The 20,608-nt window shown below is 58.5% G+C and carries 20 protein-coding genes; 18 read left to right on the forward strand and 2 right to left on the reverse strand.

Annotated elements, in window-relative coordinates; genetic code table 11:
• Positions 1-19: 19 nt before the first annotated feature.
• From ACIPF8_RS02430 to ACIPF8_RS02465, 8 genes are read left to right on the forward strand one after another with little or no spacing between them, the layout of a single operon-like run.
• A complete protein-coding gene (locus ACIPF8_RS02430; RefSeq protein WP_400417015.1) occupies positions 20-2,395 on the forward strand; it encodes an MMPL family transporter in 2,376 nt (791 codons plus the stop codon).
• Positions 2,379-3,611, forward strand: a complete 1,233-nt coding sequence (locus tag ACIPF8_RS02435) for an NAD(P)/FAD-dependent oxidoreductase (RefSeq protein ID WP_400416887.1) — start codon at positions 2,379-2,381, stop codon at positions 3,609-3,611. The genes ACIPF8_RS02430 and ACIPF8_RS02435 overlap by 17 nt, the downstream gene beginning before the upstream one ends.
• Positions 3,602-4,192 carry a DUF3261 domain-containing protein gene (locus tag ACIPF8_RS02440; protein WP_400416888.1) on the forward strand — a complete coding sequence of 197 codons (591 nt, stop codon included), beginning with the start codon at positions 3,602-3,604 and terminating at the stop codon, positions 4,190-4,192. Before ACIPF8_RS02435 ends, ACIPF8_RS02440 begins: the two co-directional genes overlap by 10 nt.
• Positions 4,193-4,194: 2 nt before the next feature.
• On the forward strand, positions 4,195-5,370 hold the full coding sequence (locus ACIPF8_RS02445; protein ID WP_400416889.1) for a beta-ketoacyl-ACP synthase: 1,176 nt from the start codon (positions 4,195-4,197) through the stop codon (positions 5,368-5,370).
• Positions 5,370-5,837, forward strand: a complete 468-nt coding sequence (locus ACIPF8_RS02450) for a 3-hydroxylacyl-ACP dehydratase (RefSeq protein WP_400416890.1) — start codon at positions 5,370-5,372, stop codon at positions 5,835-5,837. The genes ACIPF8_RS02445 and ACIPF8_RS02450 overlap by 1 nt, the downstream gene beginning before the upstream one ends.
• A gap of 47 nt (positions 5,838-5,884) precedes the next feature.
• Positions 5,885-6,613 carry a 3-oxoacyl-ACP reductase FabG gene (fabG, locus tag ACIPF8_RS02455; protein ID WP_400417016.1) on the forward strand — a complete coding sequence of 243 codons (729 nt, stop codon included), beginning with the start codon at positions 5,885-5,887 and terminating at the stop codon, positions 6,611-6,613.
• Positions 6,610-7,854, forward strand: a complete 1,245-nt coding sequence (locus ACIPF8_RS02460) for a beta-ketoacyl-ACP synthase (RefSeq protein WP_400416891.1) — start codon at positions 6,610-6,612, stop codon at positions 7,852-7,854. Before fabG ends, ACIPF8_RS02460 begins: the two co-directional genes overlap by 4 nt.
• A 7-nt stretch (positions 7,855-7,861) precedes the next feature.
• Positions 7,862-8,590 carry a 4'-phosphopantetheinyl transferase family protein gene (locus ACIPF8_RS02465; RefSeq protein ID WP_400416892.1) on the forward strand — a complete coding sequence of 243 codons (729 nt, stop codon included), beginning with the start codon at positions 7,862-7,864 and terminating at the stop codon, positions 8,588-8,590.
• Between the two features lie 13 nt (positions 8,591-8,603).
• Here ACIPF8_RS02465 and ACIPF8_RS02470 read toward each other — a convergent pair whose 3' ends face one another.
• A complete protein-coding gene (locus ACIPF8_RS02470; RefSeq protein WP_400416893.1) occupies positions 8,604-9,110 on the reverse strand; it encodes a polyhydroxyalkanoate granule-associated phasin in 507 nt (168 codons plus the stop codon).
• A gap of 349 nt (positions 9,111-9,459) precedes the next feature.
• Between ACIPF8_RS02470 and surE the strand changes: the two genes are divergently transcribed.
• From surE to rlmD, 5 genes are all read left to right on the forward strand, one after another.
• Positions 9,460-10,197, forward strand: coding sequence for a 5'/3'-nucleotidase SurE (gene surE / locus ACIPF8_RS02475; protein WP_400416894.1), 738 nt, complete (start codon positions 9,460-9,462; stop codon positions 10,195-10,197).
• On the forward strand, positions 10,194-11,087 hold the full coding sequence (locus ACIPF8_RS02480) for a protein-L-isoaspartate(D-aspartate) O-methyltransferase (protein ID WP_400416895.1): 894 nt from the start codon (positions 10,194-10,196) through the stop codon (positions 11,085-11,087). The genes surE and ACIPF8_RS02480 overlap by 4 nt, the downstream gene beginning before the upstream one ends.
• 72 nt (positions 11,088-11,159) lie before the next feature.
• Positions 11,160-12,131, forward strand: coding sequence for a peptidoglycan DD-metalloendopeptidase family protein (locus ACIPF8_RS02485; protein ID WP_400416896.1), 972 nt, complete (start codon positions 11,160-11,162; stop codon positions 12,129-12,131).
• Positions 12,132-13,166: an RNA polymerase sigma factor RpoS gene (gene rpoS / locus ACIPF8_RS02490; RefSeq protein ID WP_400416897.1), complete on the forward strand. Its 1,035-nt coding sequence runs from the start codon at positions 12,132-12,134 to the stop codon at positions 13,164-13,166.
• A 162-nt stretch (positions 13,167-13,328) separates the two neighbouring features.
• Positions 13,329-14,678, forward strand: a complete 1,350-nt coding sequence (gene rlmD / locus ACIPF8_RS02495) for a 23S rRNA (uracil(1939)-C(5))-methyltransferase RlmD (protein WP_400416898.1) — start codon at positions 13,329-13,331, stop codon at positions 14,676-14,678.
• A gap of 62 nt (positions 14,679-14,740) precedes the next feature.
• Here the strand turns inward: rlmD and ACIPF8_RS02500 are convergent, their stop codons facing one another.
• Complete coding sequence (locus tag ACIPF8_RS02500) at positions 14,741-15,436, reverse strand: Bax inhibitor-1/YccA family protein (RefSeq protein ID WP_400416899.1); 696 nt, start codon at positions 15,434-15,436, stop codon at positions 14,741-14,743.
• 248 nt (positions 15,437-15,684) lie between these two features.
• Here ACIPF8_RS02500 and ndk point away from each other — a divergent pair, with 248 nt between their 5' ends.
• The 5 genes from ndk (at position 15,685) to ispG (ending at position 20,556) form a co-directional block, all read left to right on the forward strand.
• On the forward strand, positions 15,685-16,101 hold the full coding sequence (ndk, locus tag ACIPF8_RS02505) for a nucleoside-diphosphate kinase (protein ID WP_400416900.1): 417 nt from the start codon (positions 15,685-15,687) through the stop codon (positions 16,099-16,101).
• Between the two features lie 176 nt (positions 16,102-16,277).
• Positions 16,278-17,453 (forward strand): 23S rRNA (adenine(2503)-C(2))-methyltransferase RlmN, encoded by a 1,176-nt coding sequence (gene rlmN, locus ACIPF8_RS02510; protein WP_400416901.1) that lies wholly within the window; start codon positions 16,278-16,280, stop codon positions 17,451-17,453.
• Positions 17,450-18,292, forward strand: coding sequence for a type IV pilus biogenesis/stability protein PilW (gene pilW / locus ACIPF8_RS02515; RefSeq protein WP_400416902.1), 843 nt, complete (start codon positions 17,450-17,452; stop codon positions 18,290-18,292). The genes rlmN and pilW overlap by 4 nt, the downstream gene beginning before the upstream one ends.
• A complete protein-coding gene (locus ACIPF8_RS02520) occupies positions 18,285-19,262 on the forward strand; it encodes a helix-turn-helix domain-containing protein (protein WP_400416903.1) in 978 nt (325 codons plus the stop codon). The genes pilW and ACIPF8_RS02520 overlap by 8 nt, the downstream gene beginning before the upstream one ends.
• A 28-nt stretch (positions 19,263-19,290) precedes the next feature.
• Positions 19,291-20,556, forward strand: coding sequence for a flavodoxin-dependent (E)-4-hydroxy-3-methylbut-2-enyl-diphosphate synthase (gene ispG, locus ACIPF8_RS02525; RefSeq protein ID WP_400416904.1), 1,266 nt, complete (start codon positions 19,291-19,293; stop codon positions 20,554-20,556).
• The last annotated feature ends 52 nt before the right edge of the window (positions 20,557-20,608 follow it).

Raw genomic sequence — 20,608 nt, forward strand, 5'->3', positions numbered from 1 at the left:
ATTCGCCTGGCCTAAGCGCATGGCGCTGGTCTGGGCGCTGGTGGTCGGCTTGCTGCTGGCGCACAACGGCTACCTGTGGCTGGTCAAGGGCGTGGTGCCGGATACCGACATCCTGGCCCTGTTGCCGGTCGAACAGCGTGATCCTGTTTTGCAACAGGCGTTCACGCATATGGTCGACGCCGCCCAGCAGCGCCTGATCGTCATGGTCGGCGCCGCCGATTGGGATCAAGCCCGAGCTGCTGCAGACAGTTACAGCGCGGTACTGGCCAAACATCCCGAGCTATTACAAAGCAGCGTCAAGCTGAGTGCGCAAAGCCAGCAGGACTGGCTGGCGCCGGCGCAGCAGATGCGTCTCGGCTTGCTGACTCCGGCGCAGCAACAGGCCCTGCGCGAACAGCCAGCCAAGTATTGGGCCGACAGCGCATTGCAGCAGTTGTATAGCCCATTCTCCGGTCCCAAGCTGGGAGCATGGCAGGATGATCCATTCGGCCTGTTCAGCGGCTGGGTGCAGGCGCGTGCGCAGGAAACGCCGGTACGCCCGCGCGATGGCTATTTGTTTGTCGAGGAGAAGGGACGTCCTTACATAGTATTGCTGCTGAACCTGCGCCAGCCGGCCTTCTCGATGGCGACCCAGCAGGCGCTGTTGCCGTTGTTGGAGCAGGCCGCTACGGCGGCTCGCCATACGGTGCCGACGGTTGAATTGATCCGTGCCGGCGTGGTGCTGCATGCCGGCGCTGGCAGCGCGCAGGCCAGCCGCGAGATGTCGACCATCGGCATCGGCTCGTTACTGGGCATCGTGTTGCTGATGTGGCTGACGTTCCGCTCGCTGCGGCCGATCGGCATGATCGTGTTGTCGATCGGGGTCGGTTGCCTGGCGGCGTTTTCATTGTGTTGGATGATCTTTGGCCAAGTACACCTGCTGACGCTGGTGTTTGGCGCCAGCTTGATCGGTGTAGCGCAGGACTATGGCATTTATTTCCTGTGTAGCCGGGTGGCGGCCGACCAGTCGCTCGGTTCGCCGCAATTGCTGCGACGCCTGATGCCTGGCCTGACGCTGACGTTGGCAGCGGCGGTGATTGGTTACATTGGGCTGGCGCTGACGCCGTTTCCCGGATTGCGGCAAATGGCGCTGTTTTCGGTGCTCGGTCTGGTGTTCGCCTGGTTGACAGTGATTTTCTGGTTTCCGGCGCTGCTCAAACCGGCGACGCTGAAAAGCTCCAGCTTTGCCGGTTGGATCGGTCGTACGCGGCGGCATTGGCCGTTGCTAGGTTGGAATCGCGCCAGCCTACTGGCGGCGGTATTGTTTGCCGCCTTCGCATCGATCGGGATTGCGCGCTTGCAGGTCAATGACGATATCCGTTCGTTGCAAACGCCGCCGAAAGAGTTGCTCGCGGAGCAGATCAAGCTCGGCAAGTTGCTCGACGCGCCGACCCCGGTGCAGTTCTATCTGGTGCGCGGCGCCAGCGCGGAGCAGGTATTGCAGCGCGAGGAAGCATTGAAGCTGAAACTGGAGCCGCTGGTGGCACGGCACATTATTAGCGGTTATCAGGCGATGTCTAACTGGACGCCATCGCTGCAGGCGCAAAATGCCAACCGCGCGCTGGTCAGCCAGGCATTGTTGGGCGACGACGGGCCGCTGAAGATGCTGGCCGCGCAGCTGAGCGAAGATGCCGCTTGGGTAACGCAAATGCGCAATCGCGCACTGGCCGGCGGTAGTGCAGGGCATGAACTGACCCCGGCCGAGTTTTTGAAAAGTACCGCCAGCGAGCCTTCGCGTCATCTATGGCTGGGCCAGGTGACGGGTGCGCAGGGCAATGTATATGCCAGCATTGTGGCCCTGCGCGGTGTCAATAATTATGCCGATCTGCCGATTCTGAAACAGGCCGCCAACCAATTGGATGGCGTGCAGTGGGTCGACAAGGTTAGCGAAATATCTTCTGTATTGGGAGATTACCGGCAATACATGGGCTGGGTGCTGCTGTGCGCGTATGCCGCGATTTACCTGCTGCTGTTCATGCGCTATCGCCTGGCGGCCTGGCGTGTGCTGGCGTCGCCGGCCCTGGCTACGTTGGCGATACTGGCGCTGCTCGGCTGGAACGGCCAGCCGCTGCAGTTGTTCCATGTGCTGGCCTTGATGCTGGTCCTCGGCCTGGGTGTCGACTACGGGATTTTCCTGCAGGAGCAAGGGATGCAACGTGAGCGCTTTGCCTGGCTGACCGTTGGTCTATCGGCAGCGAGCGCCTTGCTGTCGTTTGGTTTGCTGGCCTTGTCCGGCACGCCGCCATTACATGCATTTGGATTGACGATGTTGATCGGGATTGCGGTTGTCTGGATGATCGCGCCGTGTTTTAGCCAGGATTCACAACAGGAAGATGAAGATGCAATTACAAGTTGAGCAGTGCGATGTACTGGTGATCGGCGCTGGACCGGCCGGATCGGTAGCTGCAGCGTTGTTGTTGAAGCAAGGCCGGCAGGTCTTGGTGCTGGAACGTGAACAGTTTCCACGCTTTAGCATCGGCGAGAGCCTGCTGCCGCAGAGCATGGAATACTTGCAGGAAGCTGGCATGCTGCAAGCGGTGGTCGAAGCCGGGTTTCAGTTCAAGAACGGCGCCGCCTTTGTCCGCGGCGATAGTTATACCGATTTCGATTTCCGCGACAAGCACTCGGCTGGCTGGGGCACCACCTACCAGGTGCAGCGCGCCCATTTCGACCACGTACTGGCGAATGAAGCCGCGCGCCAGGGTGCGGAAGTGCGGTACCGTCACGTGGTGACGGCGTTCGATCAGGACGGTGCCAAACCACGCGTTACTGTGCGCCGTGAAGACGGTACGGAATACGTGGTGGAAGCCGGTTTCGTGCTCGATGCCAGCGGCTTTGGCCGTGTCCTGCCGCGCCTGCTGCAATTGGAAACGCCATCGAATTTCCCGGTACGCGGCGCCATCTTTACCCATATCGAGGACGGCATTACTGCAGCCGGTTTCGATCGCAACAAGATACGCATCACCGTGCATCCTGAACATTGCGATGTCTGGTACTGGCTGATTCCATTTGCCGGCGGCCGTTGCTCAATCGGCGTGGTGGCGGAAACGGCTTTCCTGGAGCAGTTCAAGGGTAGCGAGACCGAGCGTCTGCAGACGCTGGTGATGCAGGACCCAGCTTCGCGCGAACTGTTGAAAAATGCGCGCTGGGATACGCCGGCGCGGCAGATCGTCGGTTATTCGGCCAACGTCAAGTCGCTCTGGGGCAAAGGCTATGCCTTGCTCGGTAACGCCGGTGAATTCCTCGATCCGGTGTTTTCTTCCGGCGTCACGATCGCGGTCAAATCCGCCAGCCTGGCTGCTGCGGCGTTGAAGCGCCAGTTTGCCGGCGAAGAAGTCGATTGGCAGAGCGAGTATGCGACGCCGTTGAAAAAGGGTGTGGATGCTTTCCGTACCTTTGTCGAATCCTGGTACTCGGGCGGTTTCCAGAAGGTGATTTTCTATGAGCGCCAGCAACCGGAAGTGCGGCGCATGATTGCGGCGATCCTGGCTGGATACGCCTGGGACGAAAGCAATCCCTATGTCAGGGAAAGCAAGCGGCGCCTGGCGACGCTGGAGGAAATATGCAGCTAGGTCGAGCGGCCCACCGTCGTCTTGTCACGTTGTTGGCCGCGCTGGCGCTGGCCGGCTGCGCTGCTGCGCCGCCGGCGCCACCGCCAGCACGCCTGGGCTTGAAACTGGCGCCGGCAACATTGGGTTCCAGCGTCAGCCTGCAACAGCACCTGACGGTCGAGCGCAACGGTCGCACCGATCAACTGGATGCAGCGCTGGAAATCGATCCGCAGCAATTCAATATGGTCGGGCTGGCTTTCGGCCAGCGCGTGCTGACCTTGCACTATGATGGCGTTACGCTGCAATCCTGGCGGCATCCTATGCTGCCGTCGCAGGTGCGTGCCGAAGACGTGCTGGAAGACACGCAATTGACCTTGTGGCCGGTGGATGCCATTCGGCAGGCGCTGCCGGCTGGCTGGGAAATCCGGCAGCAGGGTTTGCGGCGCACGCTGTCGCTGCAAGGTGAACCTGTGATGGTGATCGATTACAGTACGGCATTACCTTGGGGTGGCAAGATTGAGCTGACTAATCTGCGTTATCACTATCATTTGACGATTGAATCGGTCAGCGATGATGTTGCCGAACCAACCACTGCGCCATAACCATGCTTTATCTTAACCACCTCGGCATGATTTGCCCGCTCGGCGACAACCACGCCGAGATCAGCCGACGCCTGTTCGACGGTGACAGCGGCGTCGCCGCAACGGCACGCTATTCGGCTGGCCGGGAGCTGGCCTTGGGTTGCGTAGACGCCATCTTGCCCGGCGTCGATGCCTTGCCGCCGCAGCAGCGCAGCCGCAACAATCAACTTGCGTTGGCGGCGCTGGCGCAAATTCGCCCGCAAGTCGATGCCGCGTTAGAACGCTTTGGCGCGGATCGGGTGGCAGTCGTGCTTGGCACCAGCACCTCCGGCATCGCGCAAAGCGAAGCAGCATTTCGGCATCGTTCCGCGCATGGCCGGTTTCCTGCCGAATTCAGCTATGGGCAACAAGAGATGGGATCGCCAGCAGCGACGCTGGCAGCCGTGCTGGGTATTACCGGCCCAGCCTATGTACATTCCAGCGCCTGTGCGTCCAGCAGCAAGGCCATCGCCAGCGCGGCGCGCCTTATAAGAATGGGCGCATGCGACGCCGTGCTGACCGGCGGAGTTGATTCCTTGTGCAGCTTTACCGTGGCCGGTTTTGCGGCGCTGGAATCGGTCAGTGCTGCGCGCTGCAATCCATTTAGCGCCAATCGCAACGGCATCAATATCGGCGAGGGCGCAGCCTTGTTCTTGATGAGCAATGAAGCCTCGACCGTGAGCTTGCGCGGCTGGGGAGAATCCTCCGATGGTTACCATATTTCCGCCCCTGATCCAGCGGGAGGTGGCGCGCGCAGCGCCATTGAACAAGCATTGTCACGTGCCGGGATTAGCGCCAAACAGGTGGAGTACATCAATTTGCATGGTACCGCGACCGTGCAAAACGATGCGATGGAAGGCCGCGTCATTGCCGAGCTGTTCGGCGCGCAAACTGCGCTCAGTTCGACCAAACCATTTACCGGCCATGCGCTGGGGGCCGCTGGCGCAGTGGAAGCCGGCTTGTGCTGGCTGGCGATGCAGGACAGTAACCCGGTAGGCCGCCTGCCGCCACATTTATGGGACGGCGTCCGCGATCCTGGCTTGCCTGACCTGAACCTGATTGCTGCCGGCGACAGCTTAGGGCATCCTTTGCGCTGGGCGTTAAGCAATTCGTTCGCATTTGGCGGCGCCAATGCGACTTTGGTGCTGGGGCGGGAATGATGCAGACAAGTTTAGATACGCTGCCGGCTATTCGCGATCTGCTGCCGCATTCCGGCACCATGGTGTTGCTGGATCGGGTGCTTGAAGTCGGCGCCGAGGATCTGTGTGCGGAGGTGCTGATTCGGCCGGACAGCCTGTTTGCCAATGCAGATGGCGTTGGCAGCTGGGTCGGCGTCGAATACATGGCGCAGGCAATTGCCGCGTACGCGGGCTATGCGGCTCGCCTGCGCGGCGAGCCGGTTAAAATCGGCTTCCTGCTTGGCACGCGGCGCTACGAAGCGGCCGTCCCTTGCTTCCCGATCGGCAGCGTATTGCGGGTGCAGGTGCAAAAGATCCTGCAGGCCGACAACGGCATCGGATCCTTCGAATGCCAGATTCATCACGCGCAGCGACAGTTGGCTTGCGCGACTATTACCGTATTTCAGCCGACCGATGCGGCTGGTTTTCTTGAGGGAAGTACTGAATGACCTTGCAATTGAATACTGCCGAAAACACTGTCGAAAGCACGGCCGCAGTGGCAAGGAAAACTGTCCTGGTGACAGGTTCCAGCCGCGGCATCGGCAAAGCCATCGCGCTGCGGTTGGCGCGCGACGGCTATGACATCGTCTTGCATTGCCACCAGGAACGCGCTGCGGCAGATGCCGTGGCGCAGGCAGTGCGCGATCTTGGCGCGCAGGCGCGGGTATTGCAATTTGATATCGGTCAGCGCCAGGCAACCGCAGATGTGCTGCTGGCCGATGTCGAGCAGCGCGGCTGTTACTACGGCGTGGTGTGCAATGCCGGCGTGGCGCGCGATAACGCTTTTCCGGCCATGCCGGGTGAGGATTGGGATCTTGTACTCAAGACCAATCTGGACGGGTTCTACAATGTGCTCAATCCGCTGGTGATGCCGATGGTGCAGCGCCGGGCGCCGGGGCGTATCGTGACCATGGCATCGGTGTCGGGCCTGATCGGCAATCGCGGCCAGGTCAATTACAGTGCTGCCAAGGCAGGCATTATCGGCGCCACCAAGGCGCTGGCAATCGAACTGGCGAAGCGGAACATCACCGTTAATTGCGTTGCCCCCGGTTTGATAGAGACCGACATGATCGACGATGTTCCGCTGGACGAAGCGCTCAAGCTGATACCGGCGCGCCGGGTCGGCAAGCCGGACGAAGTGGCGGCTACCGTGGCCTTCCTGATGCATGCCGATGCCGCGTACATCACGCGCCAGGTTATCTCGGTCAACGGAGGCATGGCATGACCCGGGTTATGACGGAGCGTCGAGTTGCGGTGACCGGCATGGCCGGCATCAGCCCCATCGGCAACGACTGGACCAGCATCCGCGCGCACCTTGGCAGTTATCGCAACGCCGTAGTGCGCATGCATGAGTGGTCGGATTACGATGGCTTGAATACGCAGTTGGGTGCGCCCGCCGCCGAGTTCACGCTGTCGGATCGCTACAACCGCAAGACCACCCGCAGCATGGGCCGGGTTGCCCTGATGGCGACCCGCGCCAGCGAACTGGCATTGATCGACGCCGGCTTGATCGATGATCCGCTGTTGAAAAGCGGCCTCTGCGGCATCGCCTATGGCTCGTCCGCAGGAACGCCATCGGCGATCGGCGACTTCGGCCGCATGATGGAGGAGCGCAGCACGCGCGGCATCAATGCCACCACCTACATCAAGATGATGGCGCATACCGCGCCGGTCAACATCGGCGTGTTCTTCGGCATTACCGGCCGCGTCATCACGACGTCCAGCGCCTGCACCTCAGGCAGCCAGGGCATTGGCTACGCCTACGAAGCGATTCGCAGCGGCCGGCAACGGGTCATGATTGCGGGCGGCGCCGAGGAGTTGTGCGCGACCGAGGCGGCGGTGTTCGATACCTTGTTTGCGACCAGCGTGCGCAACGACGCGCCGGCCATGACGCCAAGCCCGTTTGACCGCAGCCGTGACGGCCTGGTTATCGGTGAAGGGGCGGGAACGCTGATCCTGGAAGACTTCGAGCATGCGCGCGCCCGCGGCGCCAGAATTTACGCTGAAATCGTCGGCTTTGGCACCAATAGCGACGGTTGCCACGTCACCCATCCGAATGCGGACACGATGCAGGGCGCGATGACACTGGCGCTCGCCGATGCAGCGCTGCCGGCGTCGGCTATCGGTTATATCAATGCTCACGGCACCGGCACGGAGCAGGGCGATATTGCCGAATCCCACGCAACCGCCGCAGTCTTCGGCCAGCAGACGCCGATCAGTTCACTGAAGAGCTACACCGGCCACACGCTTGGCGCTTGCGGCGCATTGGAAGCCTGGGCCAGTATCGAAATGATGCGTTCCGGCTGGTTTGCACCAACCATCAATCTGACGCAGCTTGATCCGCTGTGCGCCGAGATGGATTACATCGTCGATCAGGGCCGGGAGTTGCAATGCGAGTATTTCATGTCGAACAATTTTGCGTTCGGCGGAATTAATACGTCGCTGATCTTCAAGCGGGTGGAGTAACCGGCCTATGCGCTCCGCGGTGCTCTGGCTGGTCGATGCCAATGCCGTATCGGACGCCGATGCGGCAGCTTTGACCGCTTGCTTGAGCGACGCAGAAATGTCGCGCTATCAGCGCTTTGTGCGCAAGGTCCGGCAGCGGGAATTCCTGCTAGGTCGAGTTCTATTACGATTCGTCGCATCACGGACGGCGGGTATCGATTTTGACGCGATTGACATCGTCGAGAGCCCGGGCCTGGCGCCATTGCTGCAATTTCCAGCCGCGCTCCCATTGCTCGCTGAGCGCGAATTCTCGTTCAGTCTTTCGCACAGCCGCGGCCGGGTCGCTTGCGCCACCAGCCTCGATACGCCGCTGGGACTGGATATTGAAGCGCTCGATGCAAGCCGGAATGTCGATGCTGTTGGCAGGGAGGCTTTTTCCGACGCTGAAAGCCGCTGGTTATCCAGCCGTCCGCAAGCGGACAAGGTCGCCGCATTCTATGGTTTGTGGAGCGACAAGGAAGCACTGTACAAGCTGACGTCGCATGCCGGTGATCAGGCAGTGCCGCCGGAGCTGGTGATTGGAAACGTGCGACAAGAATCCGGGCCGCAATGGCACGCGCAGGCTTGCGCGTTGCCCGATTTTGCCGTTTCCCTGTGCAGTCGACAAGCGCTGACATCAATCGAGCAGATTCACCTGCAGGGGACGACGCCGGCTGCCTGGTCCAGGCAGTTGGACGGTGCCTCTGTGCAGAGGTGACGGAAAGCCGGATTTACAATTTTGTGAGCCGTTTGGCGTTCGCCGTTGCCCGTGCGTGGATCGGCTGCAGCCCGGTTTCGGCGACATCCGCCAGCGATGCGTTGAATTGCGACACCGCTTCGGCGGAGTTGAGCAGGGTATCGTGCGCCAGCTTGCTTTGGCGGCGCCCGGATTGATGCAGGCTGCTGCTGCCGGCGACTGATATCAGGTTCGCCGTACCGCTCAGCATGTGCTGAATGGCCATTACGGCAACTTCCTGATGCAGGCCGAGCATGCGGATCGCCATTGCATGCGCGGATTCCGCCACTGCCTCGATTTTTTCACGGCTCATCAGATCGAATTCATGCTGGTCACGCTGGCTCGGCGCCGGGCCGGCCATTGCCATACGGGCGGTGCGGTGGCCGATGACCTGGGCCGATGCGGTCATCATTTCCCCGGCTTTGAACATCAGGTCGGTCCAGGCATTCAGCGGATGGGCAGTGTTATTAGCGGCGGTGGTACGAACGCGATGAGTTTTCATGGTGACTCCTTGATAATCTGACGACAAGTGACATGCATAATGTGATGATGACGGTCGTGCAGCAGGGGTGTCATGCCTGTTTGAAACTTGAACTGATAGCGCTAACTACCGCTAACAATACCCGGTTTTGGTCTAAGCTTGGAAAGTTTTTGCGGCACCGCAACATAATTTTACAATTCTGTGCAAGCCGTGGCTGACAGGCAACCGATTCGTCGGATAATCTTCCTTGTGCCTGAGGAGCCGTGTATTTTGGGCTTTCTTGCCTGCAGTTTTGCCATTGCCAGACTTGCTTCGTTAAAATTCAGGAATCTGCGTAAATCGATAACATTGCTTCAGGTAAAATCCAAATATGAAAATTTTGATCAGCAACGACGATGGTTATTTGGCGCCCGGCATTATCGCCCTGGCGAATGCCCTTACCCCAATTGCAGAAATCGTTGTTGTGGCGCCTGACAGCAATCGCTCCGGCTCTTCGAATTCCCTGACCCTGGACCGGCCTTTAGCTGTGCAGCGGGCAGAGAATGGCTTCTATTTTGTGAATGGCACGCCATCCGACTGCGTGCATATCGCATTGACCGGCTTGCTCAATTTCCGTCCTGATCTGATTGTCTCGGGAATCAACCAGGGACAGAACATGGGCGACGACACGCTGTATTCGGGCACCGTTGCGGCGGCGACGGAGGGTTTTCTGTTCGGGATTCCGGCTATCGCGTTCTCCCAGTTGCATAAGGGCTGGGATGAGCTGGAAAGCGCGGCCCAGGTTGCGCGCGACATCGTTGAGCGCGGCTTCAATCATTTGCCGCAGCCTTATCTGTTGAACGTGAATATTCCGAATCTGCCATATGAACGCCTGAAACCGGCCCTGGCAACACGCCTGGGCAAGCGGCATGAATCGGAACCCGTCATTCGGGACAAGGACCCGCATGGCCGCGACATCTACTGGATTGGGCCGCCGGGCGCCGCCCGCGATGCCGGCGACGGCACCGATTTTCATGCGACCGCAAACGGGCATGTGTCGATCACGCCTTTGCAAATCGATTTGACGCACGCGGCGCAAATGGCTGCGCTGCGGAAAGACTTGTCATGACCGACAAGGTTAAGCGTTTTCCATTGCAGTTGTCTTCGGTGGTCGACAAGAAGCCTGCCGCCGACCGCAGCAACCGCAGCGTGGCGACGCCGCAGACCGCGACCAAGAACGTTGCCTGGGAAAATTCCCGTAATACGCCACGTGGCGTTGCGGCGCCGTCAGTGCTGCCGCCGAAAGCGGCGCCCACCGTCAGTAAGCCGATGGCGCGTCCGAGCGAGACCGCCAGTCACGTTGATCGCTCCAGTTCGATGATCTCCGATGGCGTGCGCAAAGCCATGGTGGCGCGCGTCGCCAAACAGGGCGTGACCGATACCAAAGTGCTGGCAGCGATGGAAAACGTGCCGCGGCATATGTTCATGGAGCCTGGCTTGTCGAGCCAGGCGTACATCGATGCGTCTTTGCCGATTGGCCATCATCAGACCATTTCGCAGCCCTACATCGTGGCGCGCATGATCGAAATCATGCGCGCCAACTCCCAGGGCGGCGTATTGAACCGGGTGCTGGAAATCGGGACCGGTTGCGGCTACCAGGCGGCCGTACTGTCCCAGGTGGCCAAAGAAGTTTATTCCATCGAACGCATCAAGCCGTTGCATGAACTTGCGAGAAGCAACTTACGTCCGCTACGCATAGCCAACATCCGTTTGCACTACGGAGATGGTATGCTTGGGCTGCCGCAAGCAGCACCTTTCGACGGTATCATCCTGGCTGCGGCCGGCCTCGAAGTGCCGCAAGCGCTATTGGATCAAATGACGATCGGCGGCCGCCTGGTGGCGCCGGTCGGTTCCCGTCATCAAGTACTGCAGCTCATCCAGCGGACAAGTAAATTTGATTGGACCAGCACCACACTGGAAGACTGTCATTTTGTGCCGTTGCGTGCCGGGACGGTCTGAACGATGTTGGGTTGGGCAAGATCAATTGACGAATAATCAGCGACAACGTCGCACATACTAAATGTAATGAGAATGAAGAAAACTCGCTTTATAGTTCTGGGAGTGTTGGTCGGTACGCTTGCCGCATGTACCACTCCGCGTACCCCCGCTCCGGTCGTTGACCGTCGGCCGGGCGCCGGCACCGCCACTCCTGGCACAGCATCGGAGACGCCAAAGGCGCCTGAAGGACGTGGTTATTACACCGTGAAGAAAGGCGATACCTTATATCGGATCGCATTGGAATTCGGGCAAAGCTATCGGGATATCGTGGCCTGGAACAAGCTGGAAAATGCCAACGATATCAAAGTTGACCAAGTGTTGCGGGTAGCGCCGCCCGATGCTGGCTCGGCGCCTGCCGGCGGTGCGCAGATCGGCAATGTAGCAACCGGCTCGGGCGTTGAAGTACGTTCGCTGAGCTCTGCGCCATCGGCGATGCCAGCCAACGGCGGTAACAAGAGCGGGCCGCGTGGCGACAAGCGCCCTTATTCGGACAGCGCGCTGGCCGAACTGCAGAAGCCGGACGCAGCGCCGTCGGTGGATGTGCCGAAAGCAGCCACGCCGGCGACGCCAGCGGTCGTGGCGCCAGCCGCAACGATTGCTGCCGGCGCAGCGGCATCGAGTTCCGCCGGTGATGACGAAGGTCGGGTTGACTGGATGTGGCCTGCCGAAGGCAAGCCGCTCGGTGGTTTCGATGCGGGCAAGAAGGGCATCGATATTCCCGGCAAGGCAGGCCAGCCGGTAGTTGCGGCAGCAGGCGGCAAGGTGATGTATGCAGGTAGCGGTATTCGCGGATATGGCAATTTGGTTATCATTAAACATACCAGTAGCTTGTTGTCCGCTTACGCGCATAATAAGACCATATTGGTGAAAGAGGGCCAGACGGTCAGCAAGGGCCAGAAAATTGCCGAAATGGGAAATTCGGATAGCGATGCGGTCAAATTGCACTTCGAAATTCGTCAACAAGGCAAACCTGTCGATCCATCAAAATTCTTACCTAGTCGATAAATGACAAAACGGCCGATAGCTCATCAGGACGAACAGCATGACGTCTCCTCGGAAAATCTTTCCGACGATATGCGTGACGAGGACGATGTTGATGCTGCCGGCGCAGAACCCGATGCCGACGAGGATGAGGTTGTCGTCGACGGGGTGGTCGTTGTCGTCGATGGCGTCGAAGAGCTTAAGAAGGTATTGGCTGCGGAGCTGTCGACCGACACCACGCAGCACTACCTGAACCAGATCGGCACCCGGCCGTTGTTGTCCGTGACCGAGGAAGTACATTTCGCAACGCTTGCCAAGCAAGGCAATTTCGAAGCGCGGCAGAAAATGATCGAGCACAACCTGCGGCTGGTTGTCTCGATCGCCAAGCACTATATCAACCGTGGCGTGGCCTTGCTCGATCTGATCGAGGAGGGCAATCTCGGCCTGATGCGGGCAATCGACAAGTTCGAGCCGGAGCGCGGTTTCCGTTTTTCGACGTATGCGACCTGGTGGATACGCCAGAGCATCGAGCGCGCCATCATGAACCAGGCGCGCACCGTGCGGCTGCCGGTGCATATGGTGCGTGAGTTGAACCAGATCCTGCGCGCGAAATATCACCTGGAAGCGCAGCATCACGACGGCAAGGATGCCAGCGCCGAAGATATCGCCCACTTGGTCGATCGCGCGGTCGAAGATGTGCAGGATGTGCTGGCGTTATCGGAACATGCGGCGTCTCTGGATGCGCCTTTGGATCAGGATCCGCTGGCCAGCCTGATGGATTTGCTGCCAAGTGCAACCGAAGAAAACCCGGATTCCCGTGCCGAGCAGCAGGAAATGTCGATCCTGGTGCGGGTCTGGCTGGAAAAGCTGACCGACAAGCAGCGCAACGTGATCATGCGCCGTTTCGGCCTGGATAATGACGATCCGTCGACGCTGGAAGAGCTGGCCGCCGAGATTGGCGTCACGCGCGAGCGGGTGCGGCAGATCCAGCAGGAAGCGTTGCTCAAGCTCAAACGCTTGCTGGGCGCAAAAGGCGTCGGCAAGGACTCTTTCCTTTAATCGCTCGATGCGGCAATAATTTGCCGCCAGCGCCATTTCGGCGCTTCTGAAAGCGGATCCGCGCTGTTTCAGGCGCGCATGGCGCTATAATCTCACGCTATTTTCTTTCCAACCCAATTCCGCGCCGCGCATGTCGGGCGGTTATCACTGCGTTTAGTTCCTATGCAACAAGATACTATCGATATCAAATCCCTCGACATGGATGCGCGCGGGATCGGCCATCTGGAGAATGAGGATGGCACTCAGGGCAAGGTCATTTTTGTCGAAGGCGCCTTGCCTGGCGAGCGGGTCAGTTTCCAGTCTTATCGCAAGAAACCGAAATGGGAAGCGGCGACCATGACCGCCTTGCATACGGAATCGGTCTTGCGTGTCAAACCGCATTGCGCAGTTTTCGGCATCTGCGGTGGCTGCGCCATGCAGCATCTCGAACCGACGGCGCAGGTCGCGGTGAAGCAGCGGGTGCTGGAAGACAATTTATGGCATATCGGCAAGGTCAAGGCCGAAACCATGTTGCGCCCGATTTACGGGCCAACCTGGGGTTATCGCTATCGCGCACGTATTTCCGTGCGCAATGTGCCGAAAAAGGGTGGCGTGCTGGTCGGTTTTCATGAGCGCAAATCCTCGTTCATCACCGACATGAAAAACTGCGAGATCCTGCCGCCGAACGTATCGGCGATGCTGGTGCCATTGCGGCATTTGATCGGCTCGCTGAGTTTGATCGAACATATTCCGCAGATCGAATTGGCGGTCGGCGAGGGTCCGCAGGGCAAGATTACCGCACTCGTACTGCGCATCATGGCGCCGCCGACGGCTGATGACGAAGTCAAGCTGAAGGCTTTCGCCGATCAATATCAAGTGAACTGGTGGTTTCAGACCGGCGGGCCGGACACGGCGTATCCGTTTTATCCCGAGCAAGCCGAGTTGTATTACACCTTGCCTGAATTCGGTGTCCGGATGCCGTTCAAGCCGACCGATTTCACGCAGGTTAATCACCAGATCAATCGGGTATTGGTGGCGCGCGCGCTGCGTCTGCTGGATGTGCAGCCGGGCGATCGGGTTGCCGACCTGTTTTGCGGCTTGGGCAATTTCACGCTGCCGCTGGCGACGCAGGCACGCGAGGTAGTGGGGATCGAAGGCAGTCAGGCGCTGATTGACCGTGCCGGCGAAAATGCCGGAGTGAACGGCTTGGCAGGAAAGACCACTTTTTATTGCCGCAACCTGTTCGAAGCGACATCCGAACACCTGGTTGCGCTGGGCAAGTTTGATCGCATGCTGATCGATCCGCCGCGCGATGGTGCAGCGGCGGTATGCGATGCGATCGTCGGCTTGGCGGCCCTGGATCGCTCTTTGATGCCGGCCAGGATCGTTTATGTGTCTTGTAATCCGTCGACCCTGGCGCGCGATGCCGGCGCCTTGATTGCCGGCGGTTATCGCTTGAGTCAGGCTGGCGTTGTCAACATGTTCCCGCATACGGCGCACGTTGAGTCGATTGCGGTATTCGATCTGCCTTGATCGCGGACGTAGATTGTAAAAAAGCCGACCTGAAGGTCGGCTTTTTCGTTGGTGTCTGCGGTTTAGTTTCGGTTGCCGCCGAAAATGCCCAGCAGCGACAGCAGGTTGACGAAAATATTGTAGACGTCGAGATACAGGCTCAATGTTGCCGAAATGTAATTTGTCTCGCCACCGTTGATGATGCGCTGCACGTCATACAGGATGTAAGCCGAGAAAATTGCAATTGCAATCACTGATACCGCCAAGTACAGGGCCGGAATCTGCAGGAAAACATTGGCCAACGAAGCCAGCAGCAGTACTACGACGCCGGCAAACAGCCATTTGCCCATGCTCGAGAAATCGCGCTTGCTGACGGTTGCAATACTTGCCATTACAACAAAAACACTGGCGGTGCCGCCAAACGCCATCATGATCAGCGTTGCGCCATTGGAGTAGCCGACCAGCGTATGGCCGATCAGGCGTGACAGCATCAAGCCCATGAAGAAGGTGAAGCCGAGCAGCAGCAGGACGCCCCAGCCCGTGTTCTTGGTCTTTTCAATTGCGTAAAAGAAACCAAATGCCACAACCATGAAGCCGATGAAGCCAATCAGCGGGCTGTTACGGAAGAAGCTGAAGTCCATCTGAACGCCAAGCCACGCGCCTGCAATGGTCGGCAGCATGGACAGCGCCAGCAGCCAATAGGTATTGCGCAGCACCCGGTGCTGCGCGCTGAGCGCGGTGCTGCCCGGGGAGTAGGTCTGTTCCAGATTCTGATTCATAGAGGACTCCTTTGAAAATTGCAAAACTATTAAACTATTGCGATCATAGCATTACTAATGGTATCTAACGGCATTCCTTCATCAGACAGTAAAGTGGCAAAGTGGTTCTATGCAATCTAACTCTTGCGTTTTCCCCAGTTTTGACAATTCTGTATAGGTGTTTCGTGTTAAAATCAAAGGTTGATTGAATTATTAACCAGTCATTTAAATAAGCATTTTAACCCTTTCATTTCATTGGAGTTTTTCAGATGGCAATTGAACGCACCCTGTCGATTATCAAACCGGACGCAGTCGCAAAAAACGTAATCGGTCAAATTTATACCCGTTTTGAAAACGCTGGCCTGAAAATCGTTGCTGCACGCATGACGCAACTGTCCCGTGAAGAAGCTGAAGGTTTCTACGCGGTTCACCGTGAGCGTCCTTTCTTCAAGGACCTGGTTGATTTCATGATCTCCGGCCCAGTCATCATTCAAGCGCTGGAAGGCGAAAACGCAGTATTGAAGCACCGCGACCTGATGGGCGCTACCGATCCTAAGAAGGCAGAAAAAGGCACTATCCGCGCCGATTTCGCTGATTCGATCGATGCTAACGCAGTACACGGTTCGGATGCAGTAGAAACAGCGAAAGTTGAAATCGCTTACTTCTTCCCAGCACTGAAGGCTTAATTGCTGCTGTAATTGTTTTGTTTTGTTTTGTTTTAAGTTGAAACTTGTTTGTCGCTTGTTCTGCAAGCTTATGTAGTTGCTTCAAACGTTTTGCTTAATTAATTGGGGGCAGAGGACTCGCGGCATTGATGCCGCCTTTGGACTCTGCCTTGCAATTATTTTAAATTGGAAATGCCATGACTGCTCTCATCAACCTGCTGGACCTGGATCCTGCACAACTTACCGCGTATTGCGGAGAGTTGGGTGAGAAGCCGTTCAGAGCAAAACAATTACTGCGCTGGATTCATCAATTCGGCGCACACGATTTCGACGCAATGACCGATTTGGCGAAGTCATTGCGCGACAAGTTGGCGACCCGTGCGTTTATCGCCGCGCCAGCTGTGATCAGCGATCACACCTCGACCGACGGCACCCGCAAATGGCTGCTGGATGTCGGTCAGGGCAATGCGGTGGAAACCGTGTTCATCCCCGAAGAGAACCGTGGCACGCTGTGCATTTCGACGCAAGCCGGCTGTGCCGTGAACTGCCGTTTCTGCTCCACCGGCAAGCAAGGATTCAGCCGCAACCTGAGCGTTGGCGAGATCATCGGCCAACTGTGGATGGCTGAGTTCGAATTGCGCAAGTCGAAAGGCATCGAGCCAGGTCACAAGGGCGAGCGCCAGATCACCAATGTGGTGATGATGGGCATGGGTGAGCCGCTGTTGAATTACGAGCCGACGGTGACTGCGCTCAAGCTGATGCTTGACGATAACGCGTATGGCCTGTCGCGCCGCCGCGTGACTTTGTCGACCAGCGGCGTAGTGCCGATGATCGATAAACTGTCGCAAGACTGCGCGGTGGCGATGGCGGTTTCGCTGCATGCCTCGAACGACACTTTGCGCGATGGCCTGGTGCCGCTGAACAAGAAATACCCGTTGCGCGAGCTGATGGCTGCCTGCAAGCGCTATCTGGAGTTCGCGCCGCGCGACTTCATTACTTTTGAATACTGCATGCTGGATGACGTCAACGATACCGATGCGCATGCGCGTGAGTTGATCGCCCTGGTGCAGGGGCAGGCGGGCGGACCGGCCGTGCCATGCAAATTCAACCTGATTCCTTTCAACCCATTCCCTGAGTCGGGCCTGAAACGTTCCAAGAATCCGCGCATCAAGGCATTCGCGCAGATATTGATGGACGCCGGCATCGTCACCACCGTGCGCAAGACGCGCGGCGACGATATCGACGCTGCTTGCGGTCAGCTGGCAGGTGAAGTGCAGGATCGCACGCGGGTGCAGGAACGCATGCAGAAAATGACCGAATATCAGCAGAAGTTCGGAAAGAATTTTGGCCGCATCATCGAGGTGTCTCAGTGATAGAAAAAATCAGTCTAAAGCTTGGATCTTGGAATCGTCGTATCGCGCTGGCGGCAGGCGCGTTGTCTTTGTTGGGTAGTTTGAGTGGTTGTGCGAATCAGTCGGTTGGCACCAATAACGAAACAGGTTCGCGACAAGAGTTGGCTACCAGTTCGGACCAGACCGAGGCGCAACGACGCGCCGGTATTCGTCTGCAATTGGCGGTCGGCTATTTCGGCCAGGGCCAACTGGAAGTGGCGCTTGATGAAATCAAGCAGGCCGTGGCGGCGGATCCGGATCTGGCTGACGCCTACAGCGTGCGTGGCCTGATCTATATGGACATGGGTGAAAATCGCCTGGCCGACGACAATTTCCAGCGCGCGCTGCGGCTGTCGCCGAACAACCCGGACTTTGCCAATAATTACGGCTGGTTTCTTTGCCAGAACGGCAGAGCCAAGGAATCGATTGCACATTTTGAAACAGCGTTGAAGAGCCGGGCTTACCAGTCGCCGGCAAAAGCGCTGACCAATGCCGGCGTCTGCAGCCTCAAGTTCAATGACACGGTGGCGGCTGAGCGTTATCTGTCACAGGCTTTCCAGTTTGATGCGAGCAACCCGCTGACCAATGCCAATCTGGCGAAACTGGCGTATGACCGCAACGATTATGAGCGCGCACGGTTTTATATCGGCCTTGTATTGAAAACGGATGTGCAAAACGCGGAAGCGCTTTGGACGGCCATTAAGGTGGAGCGGAAGTTGGGTGATACCGCTGCAGAAGCAAGTTTGGTAACCCAGTTGCGCCGTCGCTTTGCCGGCTCCCCGGAGTTTGCCGCCTATCAACGTGGAGCGTTTAATGAGTGAGTCGGAACAGGTGAAGTCGGTGATCGTTGATGAGGCAAGTGCGGAAGCAGTTCCTCACGAAGCGATCAGTAATAGTCCGGCGTCACTTGGCGCGCAGCTGGCCGCCAAGCGTGAACAGCTTGGCTGGTCGGTCGCAGAAGTGGCAAGCCATTTGAAGCTGGCGCCGCGCCAGATCGATGCGATCGAGGCTGACAATTACGCGGCATTGCCTACCATGGTGATGACGCGCGGTTTTATCCGCTCTTATGCAAAATTGCTGGGCCTGGATGCGACGGCGTTGCTGGCGCAGATTTCACCAGCGGCCGCGCCCAGGGAAGTCCCGAGTGCCCGCCATAGCCAGTTGTCGACCCCTTTTTCGGAATCCCGTTTCAGTTTGATGGGGCGTTCCAAGTTTGCTTATAAATGGCTGGTGGTGGGCGCTGTGTTGCTCCTGCTGCTGGCTGTTGCGATACGCCTGGATCTGCTGCCAATGGTGGAAAACGCGCTGCATGCGTCTGCTGAAAGAGCTACAGCGGCAGCGACTTCGAGTGCTGCAGCCAGCGGACAGACCAGTGCTGAATTGCCTTTGCCGGCTGCGTCTGCAGAGGCTGCCGCAACTGCTACTCAAGCGAGCTCCAATCAGGCGCCATCGCCGGCTGCTGGCGCGGCGGTTACGCCTGAACCGGCTGCAAACGCGCCTGCTGCGACGGCAACTGCTGTAGCTGCAACGCCTGCTGCGGCTGCTGGCGCCGGTGGCAATCAACTGAACCTGGATTTCAGGCAGGATTCGTGGGTTGAAATCAAGCGTGCCGACAATACGGTGCTGATTTCGCGTTTGGTAAAAGCCGGTGATTCGCAGTCGTTTGATGTGACCCAGCCGGTCTCGATCACTATCGGCAACCTGGCGGGTGTCGACGCCACGCTGCGTGGCGAACCGGTTGACCTGAAGGCCGGCTCCAAGACCAACGTGGCTCGGTTGACTTTGAAGTAAGCGTGGACAAGTTGAAGGAGAGCGGCGCATGTCGCAGATAAATTTACCGATCGGCTCCGGCCCCAGCGTGCGGCGTAACAGCCGCAGTGCTGCGATCAGCTACGGCGAGCGCAAGATACTGGTTGGCGGCGGCGCACCTGTCGTGGTGCAGTCGATGACCAATACCGATACTGCCGATGCAATCGGCACGGCGATCCAGATCAAGGATCTGGCGCGCGCCGGTTCGGAGCTGGTGCGCATCACCGTGAATAATCCCGAAGCGGCTGCGGCCGTGCCGGCCATTCGCGAGCAACTCGACAAGATGGGCATTGATGTGCCGCTGGTCGGTGATTTTCATTACAACGGCCATACGCTGTTGAATGACTATCCAGAGTGCGCCCAGGCTTTATCGAAATACCGTATTAACCCGGGCAATGTCGGCAAGGGCGCCAAGCGCGATACGCAGTTCGCGCAAATGATCGAGGTCGCCTGCAAGTACAACAAGCCGGTGCGTATCGGCGTCAACTGGGGCAGCCTGGATCAGGCGCTGCTGGCGCGGATCATGGATGAGAATGCCTTGCGCAGCCAGCCATGGCCGGCACAGGCCGTGATGTATGAAGCCTTGGTGACTTCGGCCATCGAGAATGCGCAACGTGCGGAAGAGCTCGGCTTGGGCGCTGACAAGATCATCCTGTCGTGCAAGGTTTCCGGCGTCCAGGATTTGATCGCGGTGTATCGCGAACTGGCGCGCCGTTGCGATTATCCGCTGCATCTGGGGCTGACCGAAGCCGGCATGGGCAGCAAAGGCATCGTTGCTTCGACAGCGGCGTTGTCGGTGCTGCTGCAGGAAGGCATCGGCGATACCATCCGTATTTCGCTGACGCCGGAGCCGGGTGGCGATCGGACCAAGGAAGTCATCGTCGGGCAAGAGATTTTGCAAACCATGGGCTTGCGCAAGTTCGCGCCGATGGTGATTGCATGTCCGGGTTGCGGGCGCACTACGTCGACCGTTTTCCAGGACCTCGCAGACAAGATACAGACGTATTTGCGTGACCAGATGCCAGTCTGGAAGAAGGCGTATCCAGGCGTTGAAAGCATGAATGTGGCGGTGATGGGCTGCATCGTGAATGGCCCTGGCGAATCCAAACATGCCAATATCGGCATCAGTTTGCCCGGCACCGGCGAATCGCCGGCGGCGCCCGTGTTCATTGATGGCGAGAAGAAGTTGACCTTGCGCGGCGATCGGATTGCCGAGGAATTTCAGGCGGTGGTGCTGGAGTATGTGAAGAGCCATTACGGCCATGCAGTAGCTTGAGCGGATGTCGTCGGCCTGGAGCCGATTGAGCATCCACCGAAATTAATCACTA

This window comes from Collimonas sp. NPDC087041, assembly GCF_044745265.1.
Lineage (GTDB): Bacteria > Pseudomonadota > Gammaproteobacteria > Burkholderiales > Burkholderiaceae_D > Collimonas.